Origin of the sequence: Paraburkholderia phenazinium, assembly GCF_900100735.1 — a bacterium.
In the GTDB taxonomy this organism is placed as follows: Bacteria; Pseudomonadota; Gammaproteobacteria; order Burkholderiales; family Burkholderiaceae; genus Paraburkholderia; species Paraburkholderia phenazinia.
Genome location: NZ_FNCJ01000004.1, coordinates 212,012 through 237,005 on the forward strand (window position 1 = coordinate 212,012; position 24,994 = coordinate 237,005).

Sequence of the window (24,994 nt, forward strand, 5' to 3'; positions counted from 1 at the left end):
TTTTGCGCTTTTCTTGAGTGGTTACAAAAAGCTTTCCACCACTTTAGAGGGCACATTTCCATATATGGAAGTGTCGCCGAAAAAAGAAAAGCCCCGACAAGTCGGGGCTTTTTCTTTAACTTCTGGAGGCGCGAGCCGGAGTCGAACCGGCCTAAACGGCTTTGCAGGCCGCTGCATAACCGCTTTGCTATCGCGCCGTAAGCGGACTGCTGAAACCGTCGCAACAAGTTGCGCATACAACGGCTCGCAGATTTGTTCGATGGCCGGTCGGTCCACCAAACAAAAAGGGAAGCTTTGCTTCCCCGAATGTCTGGAGCGGGAGACGAGTCTCGAACTCGCGACCTCAACCTTGGCAAGGTTGCGCTCTACCAACTGAGCTACTCCCGCATGGTCCTGCTAACAACGTTCTGCTACTGCTCTACTGCCAACTTCTACACCACACAAAACGCTGCTTCAAAAATCTGGAGCGGGAGACGAGTCTCGAACTCGCGACCTCAACCTTGGCAAGGTTGCGCTCTACCAACTGAGCTACTCCCGCGTTTTGCTGCTTCTACTGCTAGCTACTACCTGTACTGCGCTCCGGCGCTCAGAACTGCGTGCATCGGAGAAACGAGATTATGTATAAAGCGCTGAAACGTGTCAACCCCTTTCATGCAGGTCTTTTACGGAACAGTTTTCGCTCACACGATCCCGCCCCGTTCACGGATCTGCGGCCACGCGAGCTTCATGTAGTAGAGCATCGACCAGATCGTCAGGAAGGCGGCCAGCACGACCAGCCACATGCCCCATACGCGCGTGTCGATCGCCACGCCCGGAGCGAGCGGCAACGGGCCGTAGAACAGCAGCATCGGAATCGCGACCATCTGGCATGCGGTCTTGAACTTGCCCAGTGAATTCACAGCGACGCTCTTCGAGGCGCCGATCTGGGCCATCCATTCGCGCAGCGCCGAGATCGCGATCTCGCGGCCCACGATCACCAGCGCAATGGCCGAGTCGAGCCGCGTCAGTTGCACCAGCACCAGCAGCGCAGCAGTCACCATCAGCTTGTCGGCCACCGGATCGAGAAACGCGCCAAACGCCGAGGTCTGGTTCCAACGGCGAGCCAGGTAGCCATCAAACCAGTCGGTCAATGCAGCCAGGATGAAAATTGTCGCGGCCGCCAGATTGCGGTGCGCGGGGCTCATCATCATGTCGGGCAAATAAAACACGCCGACGACAAGCGGAATCAGAACAATCCGCAGCCACGTCAGGAAAATCGGAAAATTAAACGGCATGGGCAGGCGCAGCGTCTGACAAGGGAGTTGCAATTGTGCCGTGTCATAAGGCCTGCCACAAGCAAACACGCGGCAAACAGGCCGCAAACCGCCCGTAAACAGGCGTCAAACGAGCACACTGGGGTTTAACCGCATACGGCACGCCCGACATGGGCCGCGCCGCGTTTCGCGCAATCAGTGCAACTGCCGATAGATCTGCTCGGCGAGCGACTGCGAAATCCCTTCGACGCTGGCCAGGTCCTCGATGCTTGCCGCCACCACCCCACGCAACCCGCCAAAGCGTGCGAGCAGGCGCTGACGGCGTTTCGCGCCGACGCCTTCGAGCTCTTCGAGGCGCGAGGTCTGGCGCGTCTTGCCGCGTTTCGCGCGCATGCCGGTAATCGCGAAGCGGTGCGCCTCGTCGCGGATCTGCGCGACCAGCATCAAGGCCGCGCTTTCCTTGCCGAGCTCAAGTGGCGCGCGACCGTCCGCGAAGATCAGCGTTTCGAGGCCGACCTTGCGCCCTTCGCCCTTCGCGACCCCTACCAACATCCCGCAATCGAGACCCACTTCAGTGAACACCTGGCGTGCGATCTCGACCTGCCCCTTGCCGCCGTCGATCAACACGATGTTCGGCAAGATGCCGCCGGGGGCCGGCTCGGCAGTGTCGGCGGCGGCGGCCGCGAGTGCGGGATCGGCCGCCGGGTCGGCGGCTTGCTCGAGCGCATCATCTGTGACATCCGAGGCGGCGTTCGCGGCGGCCTGCGCCACCATCTTCTCGTAGCGGCGCGTGAGCACCTGGCGCATGGCCGCGTAATCGTCGCCTGGCGTGATGCCGGTGATGTTGTAGCGCCGGTACTCCGAGGACTGCATCTTGTGATGGTGATACACCACGCATGACGCTTGGGTCGCCTCGCCCATCGTATGGCTGATGTCGAAGCATTCGATCCGCAAGTGCGCGAGATCATCGCATTCGAGGCCGAGCGTATCGGCAAGCACGCGCGTGCGCGATTGCTGCGAGCCCTGCTCGGACAATAGACGCGCCAGCGCGAGTCGCGCGTTCTGTTCGGCCATCGCCAGCCATGCGCGCTTTTGGCCCTGAGGTTGACGCAGCAAGGTGACCTTGTGGGCCGCCTGTTCGATCAGCGAATCGACCAGTTCGCGGTTCGACGGCGCGTGGCTAACCACCAGCACCGGCGGGACGCGGTTGCCCAGGTAGTGCTGTGCGATGAAGGCTTCGAGCACCTCGGATTCGATGCCTGTCACGCGACGGCGCGGCGGCTTGCCGGAGCGCTTTAAGGCGGCGGCGTCAGCGCTACCGGCAGCTTCGCCCGACGCGACACTATCGGCATCCTCAGCGGCTTCGTCGCCGGTGTCGTCGGCCTCGCCTTGCGCATCATCTTCTGCGTCGTCCGCGGCTTCGTCCGCTGTGTCGTCCATCTCAGGCGGCAGCGCCTGTGCGAACGCCAGTGCGTCCGAGGTGGCGTCTGCATCATCATCGGCGCCCGCCACACCAGCGGCGCCTCTCGCATCCCTTACGAGCTTCGCCGCTACGCTCGCCAACGAAGCCTCCTCCGCCGCCCGCAACCCTTGCGCGACAACAGTCTTCAGCGCTCCCTGCGCATCGGCATCCTCGTCTTCCAGACCGCCCTCGTCGATCGTCAGCGCGCTTTCCACATGGGCCGGGAAATAGGCCTTGTCCCCCAGATGCCGCCCGCCGCGCACCATCGCCAGATTCACGCACACACGCCCGCCAAGAGCCACCACCGCGAGAATGTCAACGTCGCTGTCGCTGCCCACTTCGATCGCCTGCTGATGCAGCACCGTCGAAAGCGAGCTCATCTGGTTGCGCACCGCCGCGGCCTGCTCGAACTTCAGCTCGGCCGCAAACGCATGCATCTTCTCCTCGAGCTCCTTCATCACTTCGCTTTGCCGCCCTAGCAGGAAACGCGATGCGTTGGCGACATCACGCCCGTAGTCTTCCTCGCTGATCGCCCCCACGCACGGCGCCGTGCAGCGCCCGATCTGATGCAGCAGGCAAGGCCGCGTGCGGTTGTTGAACACCGAGTCTTCGCAGGTGCGCAACTGGAATACGCGCTGCAGGATCTGGATGCTCTCGCGCACCGCCCACGCGCTCGGGAACGGTCCGAAGTACTGGTTCTTGCGGTCTACCGAGCCACGGTAGTACGCCATGCGCGGGAACGTATGGCCGGTCAGCTTCAGATACGGGTACGACTTGTCGTCGCGAAACAGGATGTTGTAGCGCGGCGCCAGCGCCTTGATCAGGTTGTTTTCGAGCAGCAACGCTTCGGCCTCGGAACGCGTGACCGTGGTTTCGATGCGCGCGATCCGCGTCACCATCATCGCAATGCGTGGCGACAGCAGCGTCTTGGTGAAGTAGCTCGAGACACGCTTTTTCAGGTCGCGCGCCTTGCCCACATACAGCACCGCACCCTGCGCGTCGTAATAGCGATAGACGCCGGGCAGATGCGGCAGCTGGGCGAGCACCTTCTTGGGTTCGAATGCCTCGGGAGTTTCGGAAGCTTCGGAAGCGTCTGAATAGGTCATGCAGAATCGGGCTGAGCACCGCGCCAGGATTCACGCGGAGAGTGGGGTGAGTGCTTTAGAATCGCCAGTTTAGAACATTCCGCACGTGTCCGAGACCCGGATGCCGGCCACCATGTCCCCCGCGCGCCCTCCCGCCCCATCCGCCGCCCCCTCGCAAGCCACGCACTCCGTCACCGCGCTCACGCAGATGCCGGTATATGGCGCGATCGCCTGCGACCTGTTCTGCGCCGTGATCGACAACTTCGGCGATATCGGCGTGTGCTGGCGCCTCGCGCGCCAACTGACCAGCGAACACGGCTGGCAGGTGCGCATCTTCGTCGACGACCTGCATGCGTTCAAGAAGCTCTGCCCCGCGCTGGAGGTCGAGCGCAGCCGTCAGGCGGTGAGCGGCATCGTCATCGAGCACTGGCGCGAACCGGCGCATGTGGGCGACACGCTGGAAGTGGCGGACGTCGTGATCGAGGCGTTCGGCTGCGAACTGCCGCACGTCTACGTGGCCGCGATGGCACGCCGCGAGCGTGCGCCGGTCTGGCTGAACCTCGAATACCTGAGCGCCGAAGACTGGGTGGCGGACTTCCATCTGCGCCAATCGCCACACCCGCGTTATCCGCTGACCAAGACCTTCTTTTTCCCGGGACTCGGCGCCGGCACCGGCGGCGTGCTCAAGGAACGCCATCTGGACGCCGCGCGCGCCGCCTTCGAGGCGTCGCAGCAAATGCGCGAGGCATGGTGGCGCCACGCCACCGGCCAACCCGCGCCGCACCCGGACGCCACGGTGATCTCGCTCTTTGTGTACGAGAATCCCGCCGTCGACAGCCTGCTGGAACAGTGGCGCGATAGTCCGACACCAATCGAACTACTGGTGCCCGAAGGCCGGATTTCCGGCGCGATCGCACACTTTTTCGGCCTGCCGGCTTTTCCAGCCGGTTCGCACGCCGAGCGTGGCAGCCTGCGCGCCCACGCGCTCGCCTTCACCGACCAGCCCGGCTACGACGCGCTACTGTGGGCAAGCCACCTCAACTTCGTGCGCGGCGAGGACTCGTTCGTGCGTGCCCAATGGGCAGCACGCCCATTTGTCTGGCATATCTATCCGCAAGCCGACGACGCCCATCTGCCCAAGCTGGACGCCGCCCTCGCCCACTATGCCGCGCCCCTGCCGGCCGCCGCGCGCGCCGCGCTGGCGCGCTTCTGGCACGCCTGGAACGGCGTCGGCCAGCCGGACTGGGCGGATTTCCAGCATCACCGTGCGGCTTTCGAGCAGCGCGCAGTCGATTGGGGTCAGGAACTGGCGGCGCTCGGCGACCTCGCCGGAAATCTGGCCGAATTCGCAAAAAGTCAGTTAAAATAAGCGGTTATCCAACGGCCGACGACGCAAGCGCGGCACGATGGCGGCGGCGAACCTCGCACGAATGGTGTATCACTGCGCACCTTCAATCATGGCGAATCGTCCTCGCGCATCGGCGCCACTCGTGTACGCGCCCGCTCCGGGTAAAACTCAGTTATCGGAAGGTGACGGGCCGCGGGCACTCAGGCGCCGAGGTGTGATAAGCGCCGAGCCCGCTTGCGCCGTATGCCGTTGAGCACAGTTGAAGCTACTTATTTCGTACAGGACAGTTTTATGAAGACCGCACAGGAACTCCGCACCGGCAACGTCGTGATGATCGGCAGCGACGCGATGGTCGTGCAAAAGGCCGAATACAACAAGTCGGGCCGTAACTCCGCCGTCGTCAAGATGAAGTTCAAGAACCTGCTGACCGGCGCAGGCATGGAAACGGTGTACAAGGCCGACGACAAGTTCGACGTCGTTCTGTTGGACCGCAAGGAAGTGACCTACTCGTACTTCGCTGACCCGATGTACGTGTTCATGGACGCCGACTACAACCAGTTCGAAGTCGAAGCCGAAATGATGGGCGACGCCCTGCACTACCTCGAAGACGGCATGGCTTGCGAAGTCGTGTTCTACAACGAGAAGGCCATCTCGGTCGAACTGCCCACCACGCTGGTCCGCGAAATCATCTACACGGAACCGGCTGTCAAGGGCGATACGTCGTCGGGCAAGGTGCTGAAGAACGCCAAGCTGAACACCGGCTTCGAACTGCAAGTGCCGCTGTTCTGCAACATCGGCGACAAGATCGAAATCGACACGCGTACCCACGAGTACCGCAGCCGCGCATAAGCGCCGGAACTGCCCGCCCCCGCCCCGCGGCAACGCGGGAAAGGCGGCCAGATTAAAAAGCGCCCCGTTGGGCGCTTTTTCTTTTTTCCATGACCGTGTATGGTTGAGGAAAACTTTACCGGTAGGGTTTTCGATTTTGCCAATCATCATGCATAGCGAGACCCTCCACGCGCCACAAACCATTGATAAGCTTAAGTAGTTATTGGTGGCACGCTCCCTGCTTCAAGAAGCACAAGCCTGTTGAGGCTTTACTTCTTTCTCATTATGGAGATGCGCCATGAACAACGACATTGCTGAAGGCAAGTGGAAGCAGATCATCGGCAAGGCAAAAGCCGCGTGGGGCGAACTGACAGACGACGAGTTGACGAAGGCCGAGGGCCGCGCCGACAAACTCGCCGGACTGATTCAGGAGCGCTACGGTAAAACCCGTGAGGAAGCGGTGCGTGAAGTGCACCGCTTTTTCGATGCGAACCGCGACTGACCACGCGCCGCGCTGTATTCCGCAAGGAATAGCGGCGAGCCATCGCACCCCTGCCTGTCGCCGTGAACCGGCGGCGGGGCCGGGGCTCATTCAACCTGGAAAATAGCGCTAGCCATGCCACATGCCCTGATTGTCGAAGATGATCCCAATAGCCTCTCAGGCCTGTCCGCGATCCTCGCCGCCGACGGCTTTTCCGTCGACACCGCGACGACGCTCGCCGAGGCGCGGGCTGCGCTGACGCGTTTCATTCCCGACGTCGTGCTGGTCGACCTGAACCTGCCCGACGGCAGCGGTCTCGACCTGCTGCAGAATCTGCCCGCGCAACCGCCGGGCGGCGCACTGCCCGTGATCGTCATGACCGGCAACGCCACGGTCGAAAGCGCCATCGAAGGCCTGCGCCACGGCATCTGGGATTACCTGCTCAAGCCCGTCAACATTCCGCGCCTGCGCAGTCTGCTCGCACGTATTCCGCGCCCCTACGAGCTGACCGAAGAAGTCCAGACGCTGCGCGCCACGTTGCGCCAGCTCGGCCGGTTCGGCCCCATGCTCGGCAGGAGCGGTGCTATCCAGCATGTGTACGACATGATCGAACACACTGCGCCGACCGAAGCGGCCGTGCTGATCAGCGGCGAAGCGGGCACCGGCAAGGAAGTCACCGCCCGCACGCTGCATGAGATGAGCCGGCGCCGCAAAGGGCCCTTCATCACGTTCGATTGCCGTACGGCGCCGAACCTCGCCGCGCAACGCTCGCTCGATAGCGTGCTGTTCGGTCACGAGCGCGGTGCCTTCGCGGGCGCTGAGCAGCGCGAGCAGGGTCTGTTCGAGCAGGCAAGCGGCGGCACGCTGTTTATCGACGAAATCGCCGAACTGCCGCGTCCGCAGCAGGAAGCGCTGTTGCACGCGCTCGACTCGCAAACTTTCATGCGCGTCGGCGGCACCCATCAAGTGGTCACCGATTTCCGGCTGATCGCATCGACCCGCAAGTCGCCGCGCGCGGCAGTAGCGGACGGCAGCCTGGATGAAGATCTCGCGCTGCGTCTCGAAGCTGCGGCGGTCACCCTGCCTCCGCTGCGCGAGCGCGGCGACGATGCTGCGCTCTTTGCGCAAGCGTTGGTCGACGAGTTGAATCGCGAGGGCAACGCCCGCGGCGTGGTCGATGCAACCAAGCAGATCGGGCCGAACTTCCTGCGCGAGTGCCTTTCCTATGAATGGCCCGGCAACGTGCGCGAACTGCAGGACCGCGTCAGGCGCGCCTATCAGGCATCTGGCGACGTGCTCGAAACGCTGCGCGCCGACGAAGCCGGTTCGGCGGGCGTACGCGATCTGAATGGCAGCCGGGTGCAGGTCACGGTCGGCACGCCGCTCGCGGATGTGGAAGAAATGCTGATTCGCGCGACGCTCGATGCGGTCGGCGGGACGCGGCATCGTGCCGCGTCGCTGCTCGGGATCAGTCCGAAGACGCTGTACAACAAGTTGCAGCGGATGCGTCTGAACTGATCTGCTACTGCAAGGCCGGTACGCAGTTGGCATGAAGGCGGCACGACTGTGCCGCCTTCATGCTTTTAGGTGCTCGCTGCGCGCGGCGTACCTACTAAGCTTGCGCGGCGTGACGCCACCACTCACGCAAAAGCGCTGCGCAACAGGGCCTGCGCCTGCAGATATTCCGGCTCGGCGATCAGCTTGCTCCACTTGAGCGCCTTGCCGCGCGGGCGCATGCGCTTGATGCGCGCCTGCGATTCCTTCGACGGCGTGAAGCGCAGCGCGTCGAGCACCTTCTCCGCTTCCTCTGGCTGATTGCAGATCAGCACCATATCGCACCCCGCCTGCAAGGCCGCGGTGGCCGCTTCGGTGAGCGTGCCGCCTTGGCGTGCGGCTTCCATCGAGAGATCGTCGCTGAAGATGGCGCCCGGGAAACGCAGCTTGCCGCGCAGCACCTCTTGCAGCCAGACACGCGAAAAACCCGCCGGCTTCGCATCGACCTGCGGATAGATCACGTGCGCCGGAATCACCGAAGCAAGCGACAAGCCGAGCCAGTCATACGGCGCCACATCGTCACGCAGAATCGCCTCGAGCGGACGGTCGTCCACCGGCACCGCGACGTGCGAGTCGGCGTGCGCGAAGCCGTGGCCAGGGAAATGCTTGCCGCAGTTCGCCATGCCCGCCAGCGCGAGGCCGTGATTCAGACTCTTCGCCAGCATGGCGACGACGCGCGGATCGCGATGGAACGCACGGTCGCCAATCACCTGCGACTGGCCGTAGTTCAGGTCGAGCACCGGCGTAAAGCTCATGTCGACACCGCAGGCCCGCAATTCGGCGGCAAGGATATAGCCCACCGCGGTGGTGATCTTGGTCGCATGCAGCACGTCGGAATCCCAGAGCGCGCCTAGCTTGCCCATCGCCGGCAGCACCGTGAAGCCATCGGTGCGGAAGCGCTGCACGCGGCCGCCCTCGTGATCGACGGCGATCAACAGATCGTCGCGCTCGGCGCGGATCGCATCGGTCAGCGCGGCGAGTTGGGCGCGGCTCTCGTAGTGGCGCGCAAACAGGATCACGCCACCGGTCATCGGATGCGCGAGGCGGCGCTTGTCGTCGGCGGTCAGCGTCTTGCCGACCACGTCGAGCATCACCGGTCCGGGATTGGTTTTCATCGAATTCCGCTAGAAAAAAGAGAAGACGCGGCTTGCCGACGCCGCGCCGGGATGAGTCAGGGATTTGCAGCAGGAGTAGCCGGCGCAACGGGGTCCGCTGTCTCGGCGATCACAAACGACACCGCATAATCGCGCTCATCGCTGATCGTCACATTGGCCGTGATGCCGCGTGCTTCGAGCCACTCGGCCAGTTCGCCGGAGGCGACCACCATCGGCTTGCCGCTCGCCTCGTTGAGCGTTTGCAGCGCGCGCCAGGTCATCGGCCAATGCATGCCGAGGCCAATCGCTTTCGAGAAGGCTTCTTTCGCCGAAAAACGGGTGGCGAGAAAGGCGAGACCGCGCGCCGCCGAGCGGGCGTGGCGCGCGTGATAGACCCGCAGTTCATCGGGGCCGAGCACTTTCTCCGCGAAGCGCCCGTTGGTGCGCTCCATCACTGCCGCCACGCGACTGACCTGAACGATATCTGTGCCGATGCCGTAGATTGCCATGCGCGGGAAGCCGTTAAGCCCGTGCGGCGAGACGCGCGGCGACCATGATCGCCTTCATCTCGCGCACCGCGTTGTCCCAGCCGGCGAAGATCGCATGCGCGACGATCGCGTGGCCGATATTCAGTTCGACGATGCCGTCGATCGCCGCAATCTGCTGCACATTGGTGTAATGCAGGCCATGACCGGCATTGACCTTGATGCCGAGCGAGCGGCCGAACTCGACGCTGCGCACGACGCGTTCGTATTCGCGCTGCTGCTCCGCCGGATCGTGCGCTTCAGCGTAACGGCCGGTATGCAACTCGATTACCGGCGCACCCGCTTCATGGGCAGCGCGAATCTGCGTTTCATCCGGATCGATGAAGAGCGAGACGCGCGAGTTCGCTTCGGCCAGTTGCTTGCAGGCGGCGCGCACGGCTTCGAACTGGCCGGCCACGTCGAGCCCGCCCTCCGTGGTCAACTCTTCGCGCTTTTCCGGCACGAGGCAAACATCGTGCGGCTGCACTTCACAGGCGATGTCGAGCATCTCCTGGGTCACCGCGCATTCGAGATTCATGCGCGTCTTCAGCAACGGACGCAGCTTGCGCACGTCGGCGTCGACGATATGGCGGCGGTCCTCGCGCAGGTGCAGCGTGATCGCGTCGGCGCCGGCCGCTTCGGCGTCGAGCGCCGCGCGGATCGGGTCCGGATAGGAGGTGCCGCGCGCATTGCGCACGGTAGCGACGTGATCGATATTCACGCCCAGGTCGATCACATTAGGCGACGTAAGAAAGAAGCTCATAGGTTCTGCAGGTCGATCAGGATCTGGCGCGTCGCGAGCGGCGTGCCGCCAAGGTAAGTGTTGAGCAAAAAGCGCATCAGCGTCTTGCTTTGCGCTACCGTCTGCGCACGATGGTAATCGTCCGCTTCCATATCGAGCAAGGTCTGGCCAGCAATCACGGGCCATTGCGCGGGCAGATCGTCCGAGGCTTCGCGCACGCCGCGTTCGGGATCGAACACGTAGCGGCCCTCCGCCACCACCGTCTTGCGCGCTACCGTGCGGTTAAGCGCCATCGCATAGCCGGTTTCGCGCAGCAGCACGCGCTCGAACGAGCGCAGCACCTGCACGGCGGGCTCATCGTGCGCGAGGCGCGCCAGCGTGACCACATAGTGCTGGAACAGTGGCGGATGCGGATCTTCGCGTCCGCAGAATTTGACCAGCAGTTCGTTGACGTAGAAGCCGCACAGCAATGCGTCGCCGGCAAGCGGCAGCATGCCGCCTACCCATTCGGCACCGGTCAGCGTACGCACTTCAGATTTGCCGGACCACGACAGCGCGAGCGGCTGGAAGGTTTGCAGCACGCCGCGCAAGGCGGAGTGCGGGCGCTTGGCGCCCTTGGCAACCAAGGCGAGGCGCCCGTGATCGCGCGTCAGCACGTCGATGATCAGACTGGTTTCGCGATGCGGGTAGCTATGCAGCACGAAGGCCGGCTGTTCGGTGACCTTGTACTGGGAACCGGAGCTGCGCGGCGAACGGCGTGCCGGCGCTGCGCGCGGTTCACCGCTAGCAGAAGCGTCCGGACCATCGCCGGCAGATTGACGCGATGAATTACGGGTAGAAGACCCGGACGAGGCAGAAGTCGATTTCTTCGATGCACGAGCCTTCGACGGCTCGCGCGCCGACGCGTCCGGCTCGGTGTCGTCCGGTTCAGCGTCGGGTTCCAGCGTCATCCATGCGTCATTCGTACCCATACGCGCGGAGTCCGGCTTCGTTGTCGGCCCAGCCACTCTTCACCTTGATGAAGGTTTCCAGATACACCGGGCCGTCGAACAGCTTTTCCATGTCGAGACGCGCTTCGGTGCTGATCTGCTTCAGCTTGGCGCCCTTCTGGCCGATGATCATCGCCTTGTGCGTGTCGCGCTCCACCATGATGGTCGCGAAAATGCGGCGCAGGCGCCCTTCCGTTTCGAACTTGTCGATCAGCACGGTACTGGTGTACGGCAGTTCGTCGCCAGTCCAGCGGAAGACTTTCTCGCGCAGGATTTCGGCGGCGAGGAAGCGCTCGCTGCGATCGGTCAGGTCGTCTTCGCCGTAGATCGGCGCGCCTTCCGGCAGGAACGGCTTGACCGTTGCCATCAGACGCTTGATGTCATCCACGTTCTTGGCGGACAAGGGCACGATCTCGTCGAACTGGCGCAGCGCGCTCACCTGCTGCATGAACGGAAACAGCGAGTCCTTATCCGAGACGCGGTCGAGCTTGTTGGCGATCAGCAGCGTGGGGACCGACGGCGGGATCAGGTCGAGCACCTTCTGGTCGTCCGGCCCGAAACGGCCCGCTTCGATCACGAACAGGATCGCGTCGACCGAGGTCAGCGTCGAGGTGACCGCGCGATTGAGCGAGCGGTTCAGTGCGCCGCTGTGCTTGGTCTGGAAACCGGGCGTGTCGACGAAGATGTACTGCGCGTCTTCCAGCGTGTGAATGCCGGTGATGCGATGGCGCGTGGTCTGCGCCTTGCGCGACGTGATGCTGACTTTCTGGCCGACCAGCGCATTCATCAGCGTGGACTTGCCGACGTTAGGGCGGCCGACGATCGCGACCATGCCGCAGCGAAAACCAGTGGGAGTGGAAGCGTTCATATTCAGGCTACGGCAAGTTCGTATGGACGCGCGACGAAACGCGCATCCAGTCAATCAATGGCCCGCATCGGCGACGCGCGTTTGTACCGCGTCGGCAACACCGGGTTCGAGTTCGGCAGGCGCCGCTACGCCGGGCGCGAGTTCGCGGCTACGGGGTGCAGCGGGTTTGTCGGTGCTGCGTGAGGGGGCATCGGCTTTGTCGTGCTTGTCGGCGCGCTCGGCCTTCTCCGCCCGTTCCGCTTTTTCTTTGTCCGCCGCTTTGTCCGCCGCCTTGTCCCCTTTGTCCGGCCCGGCTGGGTTGCTGTATTCCACGTGGGCAGCACGAATCACCGCGAGCGGTGCGGCCGCGGGAGCTGGCGTCGCGCTGGACGCCGCGCGCTCGGCAACGGCTTCGGCAACCGTGGCCACCTTGGGCTCGCCACGCGCATGGCGTTCGGTTTTGCGGTCGGGCGCACGCAGATCCAGCGCGGTTTGCACGCCGGTCACGCCTGGAACGATCTCCAGCTCGGCGTTTTTCGCCGCCCGCGCGCCCTTCGAGCGCTTCGGCTTGGCCACCACGGCGGGCGCCGCGGCCATCACCTCGTCGAGCGCCTTCTTGGCCGCTGCCTGCTCGGCCGCACGGCGGCTGGCGCCCGAACCGGACACCTTCACTTCCAGCTTCGGAACCGTGCACTCGACTTCAAACTGTTGATTGTGCGCCGCACCATGAGTCGCCACCACGGTGTAGGTCGGCAGCGCGATCTTGTGACCCTGCAGGTACTCCTGCAGCAGCGTCTTCGAGTCCTTGCCCAGCGTGCGGGGATCGATATGGTCCAGAATCGGCACGTAGAGCCGCTTGATGACCGTCTGGGCGGCTTCGAAGCCGCCGTCCAGGAAGATGGCGCCCAGAATCGCTTCGAGCGTATCAGCGAGGATCGACGGGCGGCGGAAACCGCCGCTGCGCAGTTCGCCCTCGCCCAGCCGCAGGCCGTCCGAAATATTCAGGGCCTGAGCAATTTCGTACAGCGACTGCTGTTTGACCAGATTGGCGCGGACGCGCGACAGGTCGCCCTCGTCCAGCTTGCCGAAACGTTGGAACAATAGCGCAGCCACCGCGCAGTTCAGAACGGAGTCGCCGAGAAATTCCAGCCGTTCGTTATGCGTGGCACTGTGACTGCGGTGAGTTAAAGCCTGGCGCAACAATTCCGCATTGCGAAATTCGTAGCGCAGACGGCTTTCCAACGGAGATAGGGGCATGTGCAGAGTATAACGCGGGCGCCTGCCCCGGCGAAAACGCGGGGCGGCCAACGGAAAAAGCGTAGTGAAGCGACCTTACCGCACGTTCTTAAAGTAGCGTAGTAACACGCCGTGCTCGATCAGCGAGATCGGCGCGGCGCGTTGTGCGGTAAGTGCAGTGACGATCAGTGGAACGCCCCAATGCGTTTCAGATTGCTGAAATTCATCCAGATAAAGAACGCGCGGCCGACGATATTCTGGTCCGGCGCAAAACCCCAGTAACGGCTGTCTGCGCTGTTATCGCGGTTGTCGCCCATCATGAAATAATTGCCGGGCGGCACCTTGCAGATCACACCGCGTGCGTTGTACGTGCAGTTATCGCGGTACGGATAATCTTCCGCGCCGACGATGAACGGCGGCACCGCCGGGTTGTTCAGAATCGCGTTCTTGCGGCCGTCGAGGTCTTCTTCGAACTGCTTCGCATAACCAATGCGCTCTTCGTCGAAGTAGTCAGGCAGCGGCGTTTCAGGCACAGGCTTGCCGTTGATCGTCAGTTGCTTGTCCTGATAAGCGACCACGTCGCCCGGCAGGCCGATCACACGCTTGATGTAGTCGACCGATTCGTCTTTCGGGTAACGGAACACCACCACGTCGCCACGCTGAAGCGGACGACCTTCGGTAATCTTGGTGTTGGTGATCGGCAGACGGATGCCGTATTCGTACTTGTTGACGAGGATGAAGTCGCCCACCAGCAGCGTCGGCACCATCGAACCCGACGGAATCTTGAACGGCTCGACCACGAACGAGCGCACCACGAAGACCACCAGAATCACCGGGAAAAAGCTCGCCGAGTACTCGAGCCACCACGGTTGGCGCAGCTTTTCGTCACGCAGGCGTGCCCGCGTCTGCGGGGCGTTTTCGTCGGCGAAGCGCTCGCCGACGCGTTCCTGCTGGCGGTCGAACTCGGCTACCGCCTCGTCCGCCGCGCGCCGCCGTTGCGGCATGAAAACCAGTTTATCTGCGACCCATGCGACGCCCGTAATGATCACGAGCACAAAAAGAATCAGCGCAAAATTCATAGGGTTCCGTTCTTCGTCTTATTTGTCTTCGACACGCAGAATCGCGAGGAAAGCCTCTTGCGGAATCTCGACAGACCCGACCTGCTTCATTCGCTTCTTGCCTGCCTTCTGCTTTTCCAACAGCTTCTTCTTACGCGAAATGTCGCCGCCGTAGCATTTTGCCAGCACATTCTTACGCAAAGCCTTGATGTTTTCGCGGGCGATAATATTCGCGCCGATGGTCGCCTGAATCGCCACGTCGTACATCTGACGCGGAATCAGTTCGCGCATCTTCGCCGCCACTTCACGGCCGCGGTACTGGCTCTGCGAGCGGTGGACGATCACCGACAGCGCATCGACCTTGTCGCCGTTGATCAGCATGTCGACCTTGACGACGTCCGCCGCGCGGTATTCCTTGAACTCGTAGTCCATCGACGCATAGCCGCGCGACATGGACTTCAGACGGTCGAAGAAGTCGAGCACGACTTCGCCCATCGGAATTTCATAGGTGAGCTGGACCTGGCGGCCGTGGTACTGCATGTTGATCTGGTTGCCGCGCTTTTGCGTACACAGCGTGATCACCGCACCCACATAGTCTTGCGGCATGTACAGGTTCACGGTGACGATCGGCTCGCGCACTTCCTCGATCTTCGACGGATCGGGCATCTTGGCCGGGTTCTCGACCATGATGGTCGTGCCGTCGCGTTGCAGGACTTCGTACACCACGGTCGGCGCCGTGGTGATCAGGTCCATGTCGAACTCGCGCTCCAGACGCTCCTGCACGATCTCCATGTGCAGGAGGCCGAGGAAGCCGCAGCGGAAGCCGAAGCCAAGCGCCTGCGAGACTTCCGGTTCGTAGTGCAGCGAAGCGTCGTTGAGCTTCAGCTTTTCCAGCGAGTCACGCAGCGCATCGTACTGGTTCGCTTCGACCGGATAGAGACCGGCGAACACCTGCGGCTTCACTTCCTTGAAACCAGGCAGCGGCTCGGCGGCCGGACGGTTCACCAGCGTGACGGTGTCGCCCACCTTCGCAGCGGCCAACTCCTTGATGCCGGCGATGATGAAGCCCACCTGCCCGGCCGACAACACTTCCAGATTCTTCGACTTCGGCGTGAACACGCCGATGTGCTCGACCGGGTATTGCGCGTCGGTCGCCATCATGCGGATCTTGTCTTTCGGACGCAGCGTGCCGTTGACGATACGCACCAGCATCACCACGCCGACGTAGTTGTCGAACCACGAATCGATGATCAGCGCCTGCAGCGGCGCTTGCGGATCGCCCTTGGGCGGCGGCACTTTTGCGATCAGCGCTTCCAGCACGTCTTCGACGCCAAGGCCGGTCTTCGCGCTGCAATGCGTCGCGTCGGTTGCGTCGATGCCGATCACGTCTTCGATTTCGGAAATCGCGTTTTCGGGGTTTGCCGCCGGCAAATCGATCTTGTTGAGCACCGGAATCACGTCGACGCCGAGCTCGATAGCCGTATAGCAGTTCGCCACGGTCTGGGCTTCGACGCCCTGACTCGCGTCGACCACCAGCAGCGCGCCTTCGCACGCCGACAGCGAACGGCTGACTTCGTACGAGAAGTCGACGTGCCCCGGCGTGTCGATCATGTTGAGGTTATAGATCTGCCCATCGCGCGCGCGATAGGTCAACGCAGCCGTCTGTGCCTTGATGGTGATGCCGCGCTCGCGCTCGAGATCCATCGAGTCGAGCACCTGGGCTTCCATTTCGCGGTCGGACAGGCCGCCGCAAATCTGGATGATGCGATCGGCGAGCGTCGACTTGCCATGGTCGATGTGCGCAATGATCGAGAAATTACGAATATGATCCATTCAGTACCGATCAAGCGAAAAAGGCGCGCTCGGACGATTGCGGAGCACGCCTTGTAAGTAGGTGAAAAACCTGTCTATTTTAGCCGAAAAAGGCTTCCGCCCGGCATATCTTGCAGGAGAGCATGGAAAGTGGGCTGAGACCGGGACTTATACCGGGGCTCAGACATGTGTCGGGCCCTGAGACTTTCGATGCGCTAGCGGGTCTGCACAGCACGTGCGCTCAGCGCCGCGCGAACCCGCCCTTCGTCGAGATGATAGTGGCACAACTCGACGCCCTCGCACACCAAAACCGGCACTAACTCGTTATAACGTGCTTCGAGTGCGGGATCGGCGTCGATATCGACAACTTCGACCTGAGCACCGAACTCGGCCAGCAACGGCCCGAGTGCGGCGCGCATGTCTTCGCAGAGGTGGCACCACGCGCGCCCATAGAGCGTGAGCGGTGCCGCGGCCATCGTCACTTCTGCGCCGAGCTGGAACGCGGACGCAGCGGCACGAACTGCGTGTTCTCGCCACGACGCACGAGCAGCGCGACCATCTTCTGCGGATCGAGATGCGCAGTCACTTCGTCGAACTGCTTGGCGTTGGCGATATCCGTGTCGCCCACGCGCAGAATGATGTCACCCTTTTGCAGACCGACACGGGCGGCGGGTCCGTCCACCTGATCGACCTGCACGCCGCCCTTCACCTTGAGCGTCTTCTGCTGGTCGGACGGGATGTCGCTGACCGCAATGCCCAGCGAGTTGGTGGCACGCTGCTTGGGCGCCGGCGCCTGCTTCTCGTCGGTCTTGGCGGACTTGTCCGGCTGCATCTCGGCAATCGTGACCGGCAGCTCGCGCGTTTGCCCCTTGCGCCAGACGGTGATGGTCGCCTTGGTGCCCGGCTTCGTATCGCCCACCATGCGCGGCAAATCGGTTGCCGTGTCGACGGAATGACCGTTGAACTTCAGGATGATGTCGCCCGGCTGCACGCCTGCCTTGTCGGCCGGACCGCCCGGCTCGACGCTGCTGACGAGCGCGCCTTGCGCCGTCGGCAGACCGAGCGAATCGGCCACGTCCTTGGTCACTTCGCCGATCGCCACCGCAATCCGGCCGCGCGTGACTTTACCTGTGCTCTTCAACTGGTCGGCCACGCGCATTGCTTCGTCGATTGGGATCGCGAACGAAATGCCCATGAAACCGCCGGTGCGGCTATAGATCTGCGAGTTGATGCCGATCACCTCGCCTTGCATGTTGATCAGCGGACCGCCGGAATTGCCCGGGTTGACCGGCACGTCGGTCTGGATGAACGGTAAGTAGTCGCCGGTATCACGCCCCTTGGCGCTGACGATGCCAGCAGTGACCGTGTTTTCCAGGCCGAACGGCGAGCCGATTGCGACCACCCATTCGCCCACGCGCACCTTGGTCGAATCGCCAATCGTGACCGCCGGCAGATTCGACGCGTTGATCTTCACGACCGCGACGTCGGTGCGATCGTCCACGCCAATCAGCTTGGCCTTGAATTCGCGCTTGTCGGTGAGCGTAACGTAGATATTGTCGGCGTCGTCGACCACGTGGGCGTTGGTCATCACGTAGCCATCCTGCGACAGGATGAAGCCCGAGCCCACGCCGCTGCTCTGCTCGGAATCGGAGTTGTCCGGCGCGTCCTGGCTGCCGCCGCTACCGCTGCCACCACCGCTGCTGCCGTTATCGCCGTTGTCACTGCCGCCACCGCCACCGCCACGCGGCGAGCCGGGCTGCTGCGGCAAGGGAATGCCGAAAAAGCGCCGGAAAAACTCGGACATATCGCCGTCGTCGAGCCCCGGCGGCATGCCATGGGTGCTGCCGCCGCTCGATACGCGGGTGGTCGTGCGGATATTGACGACCGCCGGGCCGACTTTGTCGACGAGATCGGTGAAGTCGGGAAGATTGGCTGCAGGAGCCGCCGACGCCGCATGCGACACCAGCGGCAGACAAACTGCCACCACCGCGGCTGCGAGGAATTTGCGCACCGTGAAAATCGTCATATCGTAGCCAGCCGAGGGATTCGAGGGATTACTTGGGAGCCTTATATTCTATGGCAGACGCAAATTGCTGCAATGTGGCTTGGGGCACTTCCCCTAGCAGAGTAATCCAGAAGTCACCTTGACGCTTAACCAGCACGTGCGTCGCCCCGCTACTGCCCGCGCCTTCCTTGCGCGTGTTGTTTTCAACCGGCTCGACGAACACCGAAATCGCCGCCAGACCATCCGAAAACACGGCCTGATCGACCGGGATGGCCGGCTCGCCGGGGTCGCGCGCCGCCATTGGACGACGCAGCTCGCGAATCTTGTGGAAACCCGGCACGGTGGGCTCGATCTGCCAGCCTTGCGCTTCCATGTCCACCGCCTCGACCGGCGGCCGCACGACCGTCCAGCCCGCCGTGTTATGGATGCCGTTGACGATCGCGGTCTTGTCCGCCGGAACGCCAATGCTGATCTGCGAGAACGACAACTGCTCGAGCACCTGGCCGCTCGGGTCGAGCGTCTGGGCACGCAGCAGCAAACCGGTCTTTTTGTCTGCCCACAGCTTGTAGGCAAAGCGATACGCGTCTTTCGGATCGAGTTCGACGACCTGGCTGTCGATACCCGCGACGCGGTCGGCACCCAGCAGCTTCGGCTCGTACACCGACAACACCTGGTCGCTGGTCGCCGCTAGCAATGCCGGGAAGGAATCTTTGTTTTGGCGCTTCTCGACGACGCACAGATGCCGTTCGGGGATGAACGTGTACATTTCGTCGTTATGGCGCAACATCTTGCGCGGCTTGCCGTCCAGGCTTTCGAGCTGCTCGAACTCGCCGTCGTTACGGGTGGCGTAATGCACGATCCGTGACGTCTGGACGAAATTGCCCCGCTGATAGACGAACGCACCCTCGTAATTCTGCTGTTGAGCAGCCTGGTGAATCCGGTTGAGCAAGTCCGCCGCAGTGCGGCGGACGACGAGCGGATCGTCAGATTGCGCAAAGACACGCGGCGTGGCGGACAACAATACGGCTGCGCAGAACAGGAATGCCGGCAGCCGCCCCCAGATAGTCGTTTTATTCAACCGCAGTGTCTGCATCAGACTATTGGCCTTGCGTGGTCATGGCGGAGGTACGAATCAGCGGCATCGAACCGGGCATGACCGGTTGTTGCGCGAACTGCTGATGAGCTTCCAGATACTGGTCGAGGCTGGCGTCGCGGATGATGTTACCGTCCTGGACAGGCTGGGCCGACGCCGTCGGCACGGAGGCCATGGCCACCCGTTGCACGGAATCAGCGTGCGACTGGACGGACGCGACCTGGGCCACACCCGGCACGCCCTGCAATTGCGGCACGACGATCCACGTCAGCGTGGCGGCCGCAGCGGCAACCGCAAACGCCGGCACGACGCGGCGGCGCAGCGCCAGCAAACGGCGCGCAACCGGCATCGCAGCGGGAGCCAGCACGTGCGGCTCCTGCTCGAAACGCGCAGCAAAGCCGGCGAGGAACGCACTGCTGGCCGCCGGGTTCACCGCCAGCTCGTCCGAACGCAGGGCGTCGCCGATCAGGTGGTAATGCGACCAGGATGCACGATCTTCGTGATCCAGCTCGGAAATAAACTTGTTCAGATGCTCTTCGCCGAACAGCTCACCGTCGACAAAAGCGGACAGACGCTCACCTCGCGAGCTTGCTTGCGATTGCATCGAGACCGACCCCATGATGCTCCCCATCTTACAGACACCCCTAGTGACACCACCTAACCCAGATATTGCCCCATTGCCCCGCCGGGCTGACTGGCTGTTTACCAGCGCTTGCCTTCGGGTGTGTCAAGCAATGGACGCAATTTTGCCGCAATGGCTTCGCGAGCGCGAAAAATTCGTGATCTGACCGTGCCGATTGGGCACCCCATCATCTCAGCGATTTCTTCGTAGCTCAAACCTTCAATTTCACGAAGAGTAATGGCGGTGCGCAACTCTTCCGGTAAAACCGCCATCGCAGCATTGACCGTCTCAGCGATCTGCTTGCTCATCAACATCGACTCAGGCGTGTTGATATCCCTTAGTTGGTCGGCATCCGAGAAAGTTTCAGCTTCTTCAGCATCTGCTTCGGTCGAAGTGGGTGCGCGCCGACCCTGGGTGGCAAGGTAGTTCTTCGCTGTGTTGACCGCAATCCGGTACAACCACGTATAAAAGGCCGATTCGCCGCGGAATTGGGGCAGCGCCCGGTATGCCTTGATAAAGGCATCCTGAGCCACGTCCTCAACTTCAGCAGGGTCTCGCACGAGGCGCGAGATCAGCCGGAGGATCTTGCGGTGGTATTTGGAGACCAGAAGCTCGAACGCGGCCTTGTCGCCCTTCTGGACGCGTTCGACCAGCACCTGATCAATTTCTTTTTCGCTCACCTGATAAATCCGTTAACTATAGGGTGCATCGCGGGGCACCATTGTAGCGTCCCCATCATCGCGTCACGTTACTAAGGTAACAGCGGTTACAGTCGTTACAGTCAGACGCGCGATGCGCACCGGCCCAGCACGGCCAACTCCCGGAACGCCTCGGCGCCAAGCGTGTCGGCCGCGATCAGCACAGTCCGCGAAGCGCCACCCGCGCCGGCGAGCGCCAGAATGAGCAGCCGCCCGCTCCACTGCGAACAGCCGGCAATACGACCCTGCGCGAGCGTCTGCCCCGCGCGGTTCCAGACGATGAGCCCATCGGGCCCGATTTTGATAGCGGCCGGTTCGGCGCGCCAATGCCGCGACGCGCCCAGCAGCAGCGCGCCCAATACCGCAAGCGTTGCAGGTGCGGCCTGCATGCCGCCAAGCCTCGCGGCGAGGCTTGCCTGCACTGCCGCGACGGCAATCAGAATAAACGCGATTGTCGCCCCACGAAGCGCAACGGAGCGCCGCAGAACAATCTGCGGCGCTCCGTTGGGCGAGGCCGGTCCGGGCTGAAGCGCCGGACCGGCTTGCATGGGCTGTGAGGTCAAACGCTCAGCCCGGATCAGGCGCGCTTGAAGACCAGCGTGCCGTTCGTGCCGCCGAACCCAAACGAGTTCTTCAGCGCGACATCGATCTTCATCTCCCGCGCCGTGTTGGCGCAGTAATCCAGGTCACATTCCGGATCCTGGTTGAAGATGTTGATCGTCGGCGGCGAGATCTGATGATGCACCGCCAGTACGGTGAACACGGATTCGAGGCCGCCCGCGCCGCCCAACAGGTGGCCCGTCATCGACTTGGTCGAATTCACCACCATGTTCTTCGCGTGATCGCCGAAGGCGCGCTTGATGCCGGTGGTTTCCGCCAGGTCGCCCAGCGGCGTGGAAGTGCCGTGTGCGTTCAGGTAGTTCACCTCGTCCGGGTTCACGCCGGCGTTCTTCAGTGCCGCCAGCATGCAGCGGCGCGCGCCGTCGCCGTTTTCCAGTGGAGCAGTCATGTGATAAGCATCGCCGCTCATCCCATAGCCGCTCACTTCGGCATAAATCTTCGCGCCGCGCGCCTTCGCGTGTTCGTACTCTTCGAGCACCATCACGCCGGCACCCTCGCCCAGCACGAAACCGTCGCGGTCCTTGTCCCAGGGACGGCTCGCCGTGGCGGGGTCGTCGTTGCGTTGCGACAGCGCACGCGCCGCCGCAAAGCCGCCGATACCGAGCGGCGACACGGTCGATTCCGCACCGCCTGCGATCATCACGTCCGCATCGCCGTATTCGATCAGGCGCGAAGCCTCGCCGATGCAGTGCAGGCCGGTGGTACACGCCGTGACGATGGCGAGGTTCGGGCCCTTGATGCCGAACTTGATCGACAGATGGCCGGAGATCATGTTGATGATGGAGGCCGGCACGAAGAACGGCGAAATCCGGCGCGGGCCGCGATTGAGCAGTTCCGTCTGCGTGACTTCGATCATCGGCAGACCGCCGATGCCCGAGCCGACCACGACACCGACGCGCTCGGCGTTTTCTTCGGTGACTTCGAGACCACTATCCTGCATCGCCTGGATGCCGGCCGCGACGCCGTAATGGATAAACGTATCCATATGGCGCGCTTCCTTACCGGGGATGTAGTCCTCGATGTTGAAGCCCTTCACCTCGCCGGCGAAGCGGGTCGAGAAGTTCGACGCGTCGAACTTCGTGATGTTGGCAATACCTGACTTGCCGGCGACCAGATTGGCCCAGCCGTCGGCAACATTATTGCCAACAGGCGAAATCAGCCCCAGGCCTGTAACAACAACACGACGACGGCTCACGGTAACCTCTTTTTCATGGGTGACAAAAGCAAAAGCCACAGTGGACACAGGAATCGGACCTGTGAGCCCTGTGGCTGTTAACCTGGGAACGGCGCTGGAAACTGCGCTGCAAACCGGTTTGGAAGCTGCGCTGGCAACCGAGCTGCAAACCGCACTGGCGACGGCGCTGACAATAGCGCCCGCCCTGCGGATGCCGGAAACCGGCCCGACAGGGCGTCACACGCCACCAGCCCAGCAACGCGGGCGCGAATGACCTTAGGCCTTGACGTTTGCGCGAGCGTAGTCGATCGCTTGCTGAACGGTCGTGATCTTTTCAGCTTCTTCATCCGGAATTTCCATGCCGAATTCGTCTTCGAGGGCCATCACGAGTTCGACGGTGTCGAGCGAGTCAGCGCCGAGGTCGTTCACGAACGATGCTTCGTTCTTGATCTCTGCTTCGGCAACGCCCAGTTGTTCTGCGACGATCTTCTTGACGCGCTGTTCGATATTGTCCATTAACCCCTCCAAGGGAAAAGAAGTTCAAAAATACAGGTGCGCGCATTTTATCAGGTTTGCCCCTCAAAAAAGCGGCGCGCACGGTTCCTGTCAAGGCATCCGCCCCACGCGTCGAGAAACGCGTCACGGCGCGGATGGTAACCGAATTCTGTTACGACATGTACATGCCGCCGTTCACATGCAGCGTCGTGCCAGTGATATACCCGGCCTGCGGCGAAGCAAGAAACGCGACGGCATGCGCGATGTCCTCCGGGCTGCCCAGACGACCCAGCGGAATCTGGGTCTTCAGCGCGGTTTGCTGCTCTTCCGGCAAGGTCTTCGTCATGTCGGTGTCGATGAAGCCTGGCGCCACGCAGTTCACGGTGATGCCGCGGCTGCCGATCTCACGCGCCAACGCCCGCGTCATGCCCGCTACGCCGGCCTTCGCCGCTGCGTAGTTGACCTGCCCCGGGTTGCCGGCCGAGCCGACCACCGACGTGATGTTGATAATGCGGCCACCACGCGCCTTCATCATCGGGCGCAGCACGGCGCGCGACAAGCGGAACACGGACTTGAGATTGGTGTCGACCACCGCATCCCAGTCGTCGTCCTTCATGCGCATCGCCAGTTGATCCTGGGTGATGCCCGCGTTGTTCACCAGCACGTGCAACGCGCCGAATTCCTTCACGGTGCCGTCGATCAGCGCTTCCGCCGCAGCCGCATCGTTCACGTTCAGCACGGCGCCACGGCCGTTCATGCCTTCGGCCTTGAAGGCTTCGGTGATGGCGTTTGCGCCGCTTTCGCTAGTCGCGGTGCCGATCACGGTTGCGCCCTGGCGCGCCAGTTCGAGCGCAATGGCGCGGCCAATGCCGCGCGAGGCGCCCGTCACGATCGCGATCTGCTTATCGAGAGTCTTTTCCATCTGTCAGTCCGGAGTGCCCTTGCGGGCGAATTGCAATCTTTAGGCTGGCCGGTATTGGCTAGTGCTGGGGCAGCGCTCAGGCCGTCACGAGCTTAAGCGTTTCTTCGAGCGAAGCCGGATCGAAAACCGAAGCGCCGACCAGATTGCCGTCGATGCGCTTGGTCAAACCTGCCAGCACCTTACCCGGGCCGCATTCGATCACGTGCGTCGCGCCCTGAGCTGCGATCGCCTGCACGCATTCGACCCAGCGCACGGCACCGGCTGCCTGGCGCACCAGCGCATCTTTAATCGCGGCCGGCTCGTTGACGATGGCCACGTCGACGTTATTGACGACAGGAATCTTCGGCACCTGCACTTCGACGCTCGCCAGATACTCGCGCAACTGGTCCGAAGCGGGCTTGAGCAGCGACGAGTGAAACGGCGCCGACACCGGCAGCGGCAGCGCGCGCTTCGCGCCTGCGGCCTTGGCAAGTTCGCAGGCCTTTTCGACCGCAGCCTTATGGCCGGCGATCACGACTTGCGCCGGCGCGTTGAAATTCACCGCTTCCACGACACCCGCCGACGCCGCGTCTGCGCACACCTTGCGCACCGTGTCGTCGTCGAGACCGAGGATGGCCGCCATGCCGCCCACGCCTACCGGCACGGCCGTTTGCATGGCTTGCGCGCGAAAGCGCACCAGCGGCACCGCGTCACGGAACGCCAGCACGCCAGCGGCGACCAGCGCCGTGTATTCGCCGAGGCTGTGACCGGCGACGATCGCCGGGGCCGGTCCGCCCGCAGCTTGCCACGCGCGGTAGATCGCGTACGCGGCAGTCAGCATGACGGGCTGGGTATTGGTGGTGAGGTTCAGATCGTCGGCCGGACCTTCGGCGATCAGCTTGCCCAGATCCTGGCCGAGCGCGTCGGAGGCTTCCTGAACCGTCTCGCGCACGATGGCGTGATCGGCAAATGCGTTGAGCATGCCGACCGATTGCGAGCCCTGACCAGGAAAAACGAACGCAAATTTCATGGGATCCTCAAAATTCGATGTTTCAGATACGTACGGCACGCG

General features: G+C 62.8%; 24 protein-coding genes and 3 tRNA genes. 4 read left to right on the forward strand and 23 right to left on the reverse strand.

Annotated features, from left to right (window positions below):
* Positions 1-123: 123 nt before the first annotated feature.
* From BLQ92_RS11265 to uvrC, 5 genes are all read right to left on the reverse strand, one after another.
* Positions 124-197: transfer RNA gene (locus tag BLQ92_RS11265), tRNA-Cys, on the reverse strand.
* Between the two features lie 114 nt (positions 198-311).
* Positions 312-387, reverse strand: a tRNA-Gly gene (locus BLQ92_RS11270).
* A 75-nt stretch (positions 388-462) separates the two neighbouring features.
* A tRNA-Gly gene (locus BLQ92_RS11275) sits at positions 463-538 on the reverse strand.
* A 142-nt stretch (positions 539-680) separates the two neighbouring features.
* On the reverse strand, positions 681-1,274 hold the full coding sequence (gene pgsA, locus BLQ92_RS11280) for a CDP-diacylglycerol--glycerol-3-phosphate 3-phosphatidyltransferase (protein ID WP_090684354.1): 594 nt from the start codon (positions 1,272-1,274) through the stop codon (positions 681-683).
* 174 nt (positions 1,275-1,448) lie between these two features.
* On the reverse strand, positions 1,449-3,821 hold the full coding sequence (gene uvrC, locus BLQ92_RS11285; RefSeq protein ID WP_090684356.1) for an excinuclease ABC subunit UvrC: 2,373 nt from the start codon (positions 3,819-3,821) through the stop codon (positions 1,449-1,451).
* Positions 3,822-3,921: 100 nt separating this feature from the next.
* On the opposite strand from uvrC, the gene earP reads away from it, so the two are divergent.
* The 4 genes from earP (at position 3,922) to BLQ92_RS11305 (ending at position 7,975) form a co-directional block, all read left to right on the forward strand.
* Positions 3,922-5,169 carry an elongation factor P maturation arginine rhamnosyltransferase EarP gene (gene earP / locus BLQ92_RS11290; RefSeq protein ID WP_176860736.1) on the forward strand — a complete coding sequence of 416 codons (1,248 nt, stop codon included), beginning with the start codon at positions 3,922-3,924 and terminating at the stop codon, positions 5,167-5,169.
* Positions 5,170-5,439: 270 nt separating this feature from the next.
* Positions 5,440-5,997, forward strand: a complete 558-nt coding sequence (efp, locus tag BLQ92_RS11295; RefSeq protein ID WP_090684360.1) for an elongation factor P — start codon at positions 5,440-5,442, stop codon at positions 5,995-5,997.
* A 277-nt stretch (positions 5,998-6,274) separates the two neighbouring features.
* Complete coding sequence (locus BLQ92_RS11300) at positions 6,275-6,478, forward strand: CsbD family protein (RefSeq protein ID WP_090684363.1); 204 nt, start codon at positions 6,275-6,277, stop codon at positions 6,476-6,478.
* Positions 6,479-6,592: 114 nt separating this feature from the next.
* Positions 6,593-7,975 (forward strand): sigma-54-dependent transcriptional regulator, encoded by a 1,383-nt coding sequence (locus BLQ92_RS11305; protein WP_090684365.1) that lies wholly within the window; start codon positions 6,593-6,595, stop codon positions 7,973-7,975.
* A 122-nt stretch (positions 7,976-8,097) separates the two neighbouring features.
* Here BLQ92_RS11305 and nagZ read toward each other — a convergent pair whose 3' ends face one another.
* From nagZ to fabD, 18 genes are all read right to left on the reverse strand, one after another.
* Positions 8,098-9,126 (reverse strand): beta-N-acetylhexosaminidase, encoded by a 1,029-nt coding sequence (gene nagZ, locus BLQ92_RS11310; RefSeq protein ID WP_090684366.1) that lies wholly within the window; start codon positions 9,124-9,126, stop codon positions 8,098-8,100.
* A gap of 56 nt (positions 9,127-9,182) precedes the next feature.
* Positions 9,183-9,614 carry a holo-ACP synthase gene (acpS, locus tag BLQ92_RS11315; RefSeq protein WP_090684368.1) on the reverse strand — a complete coding sequence of 144 codons (432 nt, stop codon included), beginning with the start codon at positions 9,612-9,614 and terminating at the stop codon, positions 9,183-9,185.
* 13 nt (positions 9,615-9,627) lie between these two features.
* A complete protein-coding gene (gene pdxJ, locus BLQ92_RS11320; RefSeq protein WP_090684370.1) occupies positions 9,628-10,392 on the reverse strand; it encodes a pyridoxine 5'-phosphate synthase in 765 nt (254 codons plus the stop codon).
* Complete coding sequence (gene recO, locus BLQ92_RS11325) at positions 10,389-11,342, reverse strand: DNA repair protein RecO (protein ID WP_090684372.1); 954 nt, start codon at positions 11,340-11,342, stop codon at positions 10,389-10,391. Before recO ends, pdxJ begins: the two co-directional genes overlap by 4 nt.
* Positions 11,329-12,228: a GTPase Era gene (gene era / locus BLQ92_RS11330; RefSeq protein ID WP_090684374.1), complete on the reverse strand. Its 900-nt coding sequence runs from the start codon at positions 12,226-12,228 to the stop codon at positions 11,329-11,331. The genes recO and era overlap by 14 nt, the downstream gene beginning before the upstream one ends.
* 54 nt (positions 12,229-12,282) lie before the next feature.
* Positions 12,283-13,464, reverse strand: coding sequence for a ribonuclease III (gene rnc / locus BLQ92_RS11335; RefSeq protein WP_090684375.1), 1,182 nt, complete (start codon positions 13,462-13,464; stop codon positions 12,283-12,285).
* 164 nt (positions 13,465-13,628) lie between these two features.
* Positions 13,629-14,522, reverse strand: coding sequence for a signal peptidase I (gene lepB, locus BLQ92_RS11340; protein WP_090684377.1), 894 nt, complete (start codon positions 14,520-14,522; stop codon positions 13,629-13,631).
* Positions 14,523-14,540: 18 nt separating this feature from the next.
* Entirely contained in the window at positions 14,541-16,334 is a 1,794-nt protein-coding gene (gene lepA / locus BLQ92_RS11345) for a translation elongation factor 4 (RefSeq protein ID WP_090684380.1), read from the reverse strand.
* 194 nt (positions 16,335-16,528) lie between these two features.
* Positions 16,529-16,789 carry a glutaredoxin family protein gene (locus BLQ92_RS11350; protein WP_090684382.1) on the reverse strand — a complete coding sequence of 87 codons (261 nt, stop codon included), beginning with the start codon at positions 16,787-16,789 and terminating at the stop codon, positions 16,529-16,531.
* Positions 16,790-16,791: 2 nt separating this feature from the next.
* Positions 16,792-18,339: a DegQ family serine endoprotease gene (locus BLQ92_RS11355; RefSeq protein WP_090684384.1), complete on the reverse strand. Its 1,548-nt coding sequence runs from the start codon at positions 18,337-18,339 to the stop codon at positions 16,792-16,794.
* 28 nt (positions 18,340-18,367) lie between these two features.
* Positions 18,368-19,411 (reverse strand): MucB/RseB C-terminal domain-containing protein, encoded by a 1,044-nt coding sequence (locus BLQ92_RS11360; protein ID WP_090684386.1) that lies wholly within the window; start codon positions 19,409-19,411, stop codon positions 18,368-18,370.
* 4 nt (positions 19,412-19,415) lie between these two features.
* Complete coding sequence (locus tag BLQ92_RS11365; protein WP_090684388.1) at positions 19,416-20,030, reverse strand: sigma-E factor negative regulatory protein; 615 nt, start codon at positions 20,028-20,030, stop codon at positions 19,416-19,418.
* Positions 20,031-20,113: 83 nt separating this feature from the next.
* Positions 20,114-20,713, reverse strand: a complete 600-nt coding sequence (gene rpoE / locus BLQ92_RS11370; protein WP_006051939.1) for an RNA polymerase sigma factor RpoE — start codon at positions 20,711-20,713, stop codon at positions 20,114-20,116.
* Positions 20,714-20,814: 101 nt separating this feature from the next.
* On the reverse strand, positions 20,815-21,279 hold the full coding sequence (locus tag BLQ92_RS11375) for a hypothetical protein (protein WP_244106195.1): 465 nt from the start codon (positions 21,277-21,279) through the stop codon (positions 20,815-20,817).
* A 29-nt stretch (positions 21,280-21,308) separates the two neighbouring features.
* On the reverse strand, positions 21,309-22,547 hold the full coding sequence (gene fabF, locus BLQ92_RS11380; protein ID WP_090684390.1) for a beta-ketoacyl-ACP synthase II: 1,239 nt from the start codon (positions 22,545-22,547) through the stop codon (positions 21,309-21,311).
* Between the two features lie 255 nt (positions 22,548-22,802).
* Entirely contained in the window at positions 22,803-23,042 is a 240-nt protein-coding gene (acpP, locus tag BLQ92_RS11390) for an acyl carrier protein (protein WP_004197638.1), read from the reverse strand.
* Between the two features lie 151 nt (positions 23,043-23,193).
* The gene (gene fabG / locus BLQ92_RS11395) at positions 23,194-23,943 is read right to left on the reverse strand and encodes a 3-oxoacyl-ACP reductase FabG (protein WP_090684395.1); all 750 of its coding nucleotides are present in this window, start codon (positions 23,941-23,943) and stop codon (positions 23,194-23,196) included.
* 76 nt (positions 23,944-24,019) lie between these two features.
* Complete coding sequence (fabD, locus tag BLQ92_RS11400; protein ID WP_090684397.1) at positions 24,020-24,952, reverse strand: ACP S-malonyltransferase; 933 nt, start codon at positions 24,950-24,952, stop codon at positions 24,020-24,022.
* Positions 24,953-24,994: the final 42 nt, after the last annotated feature.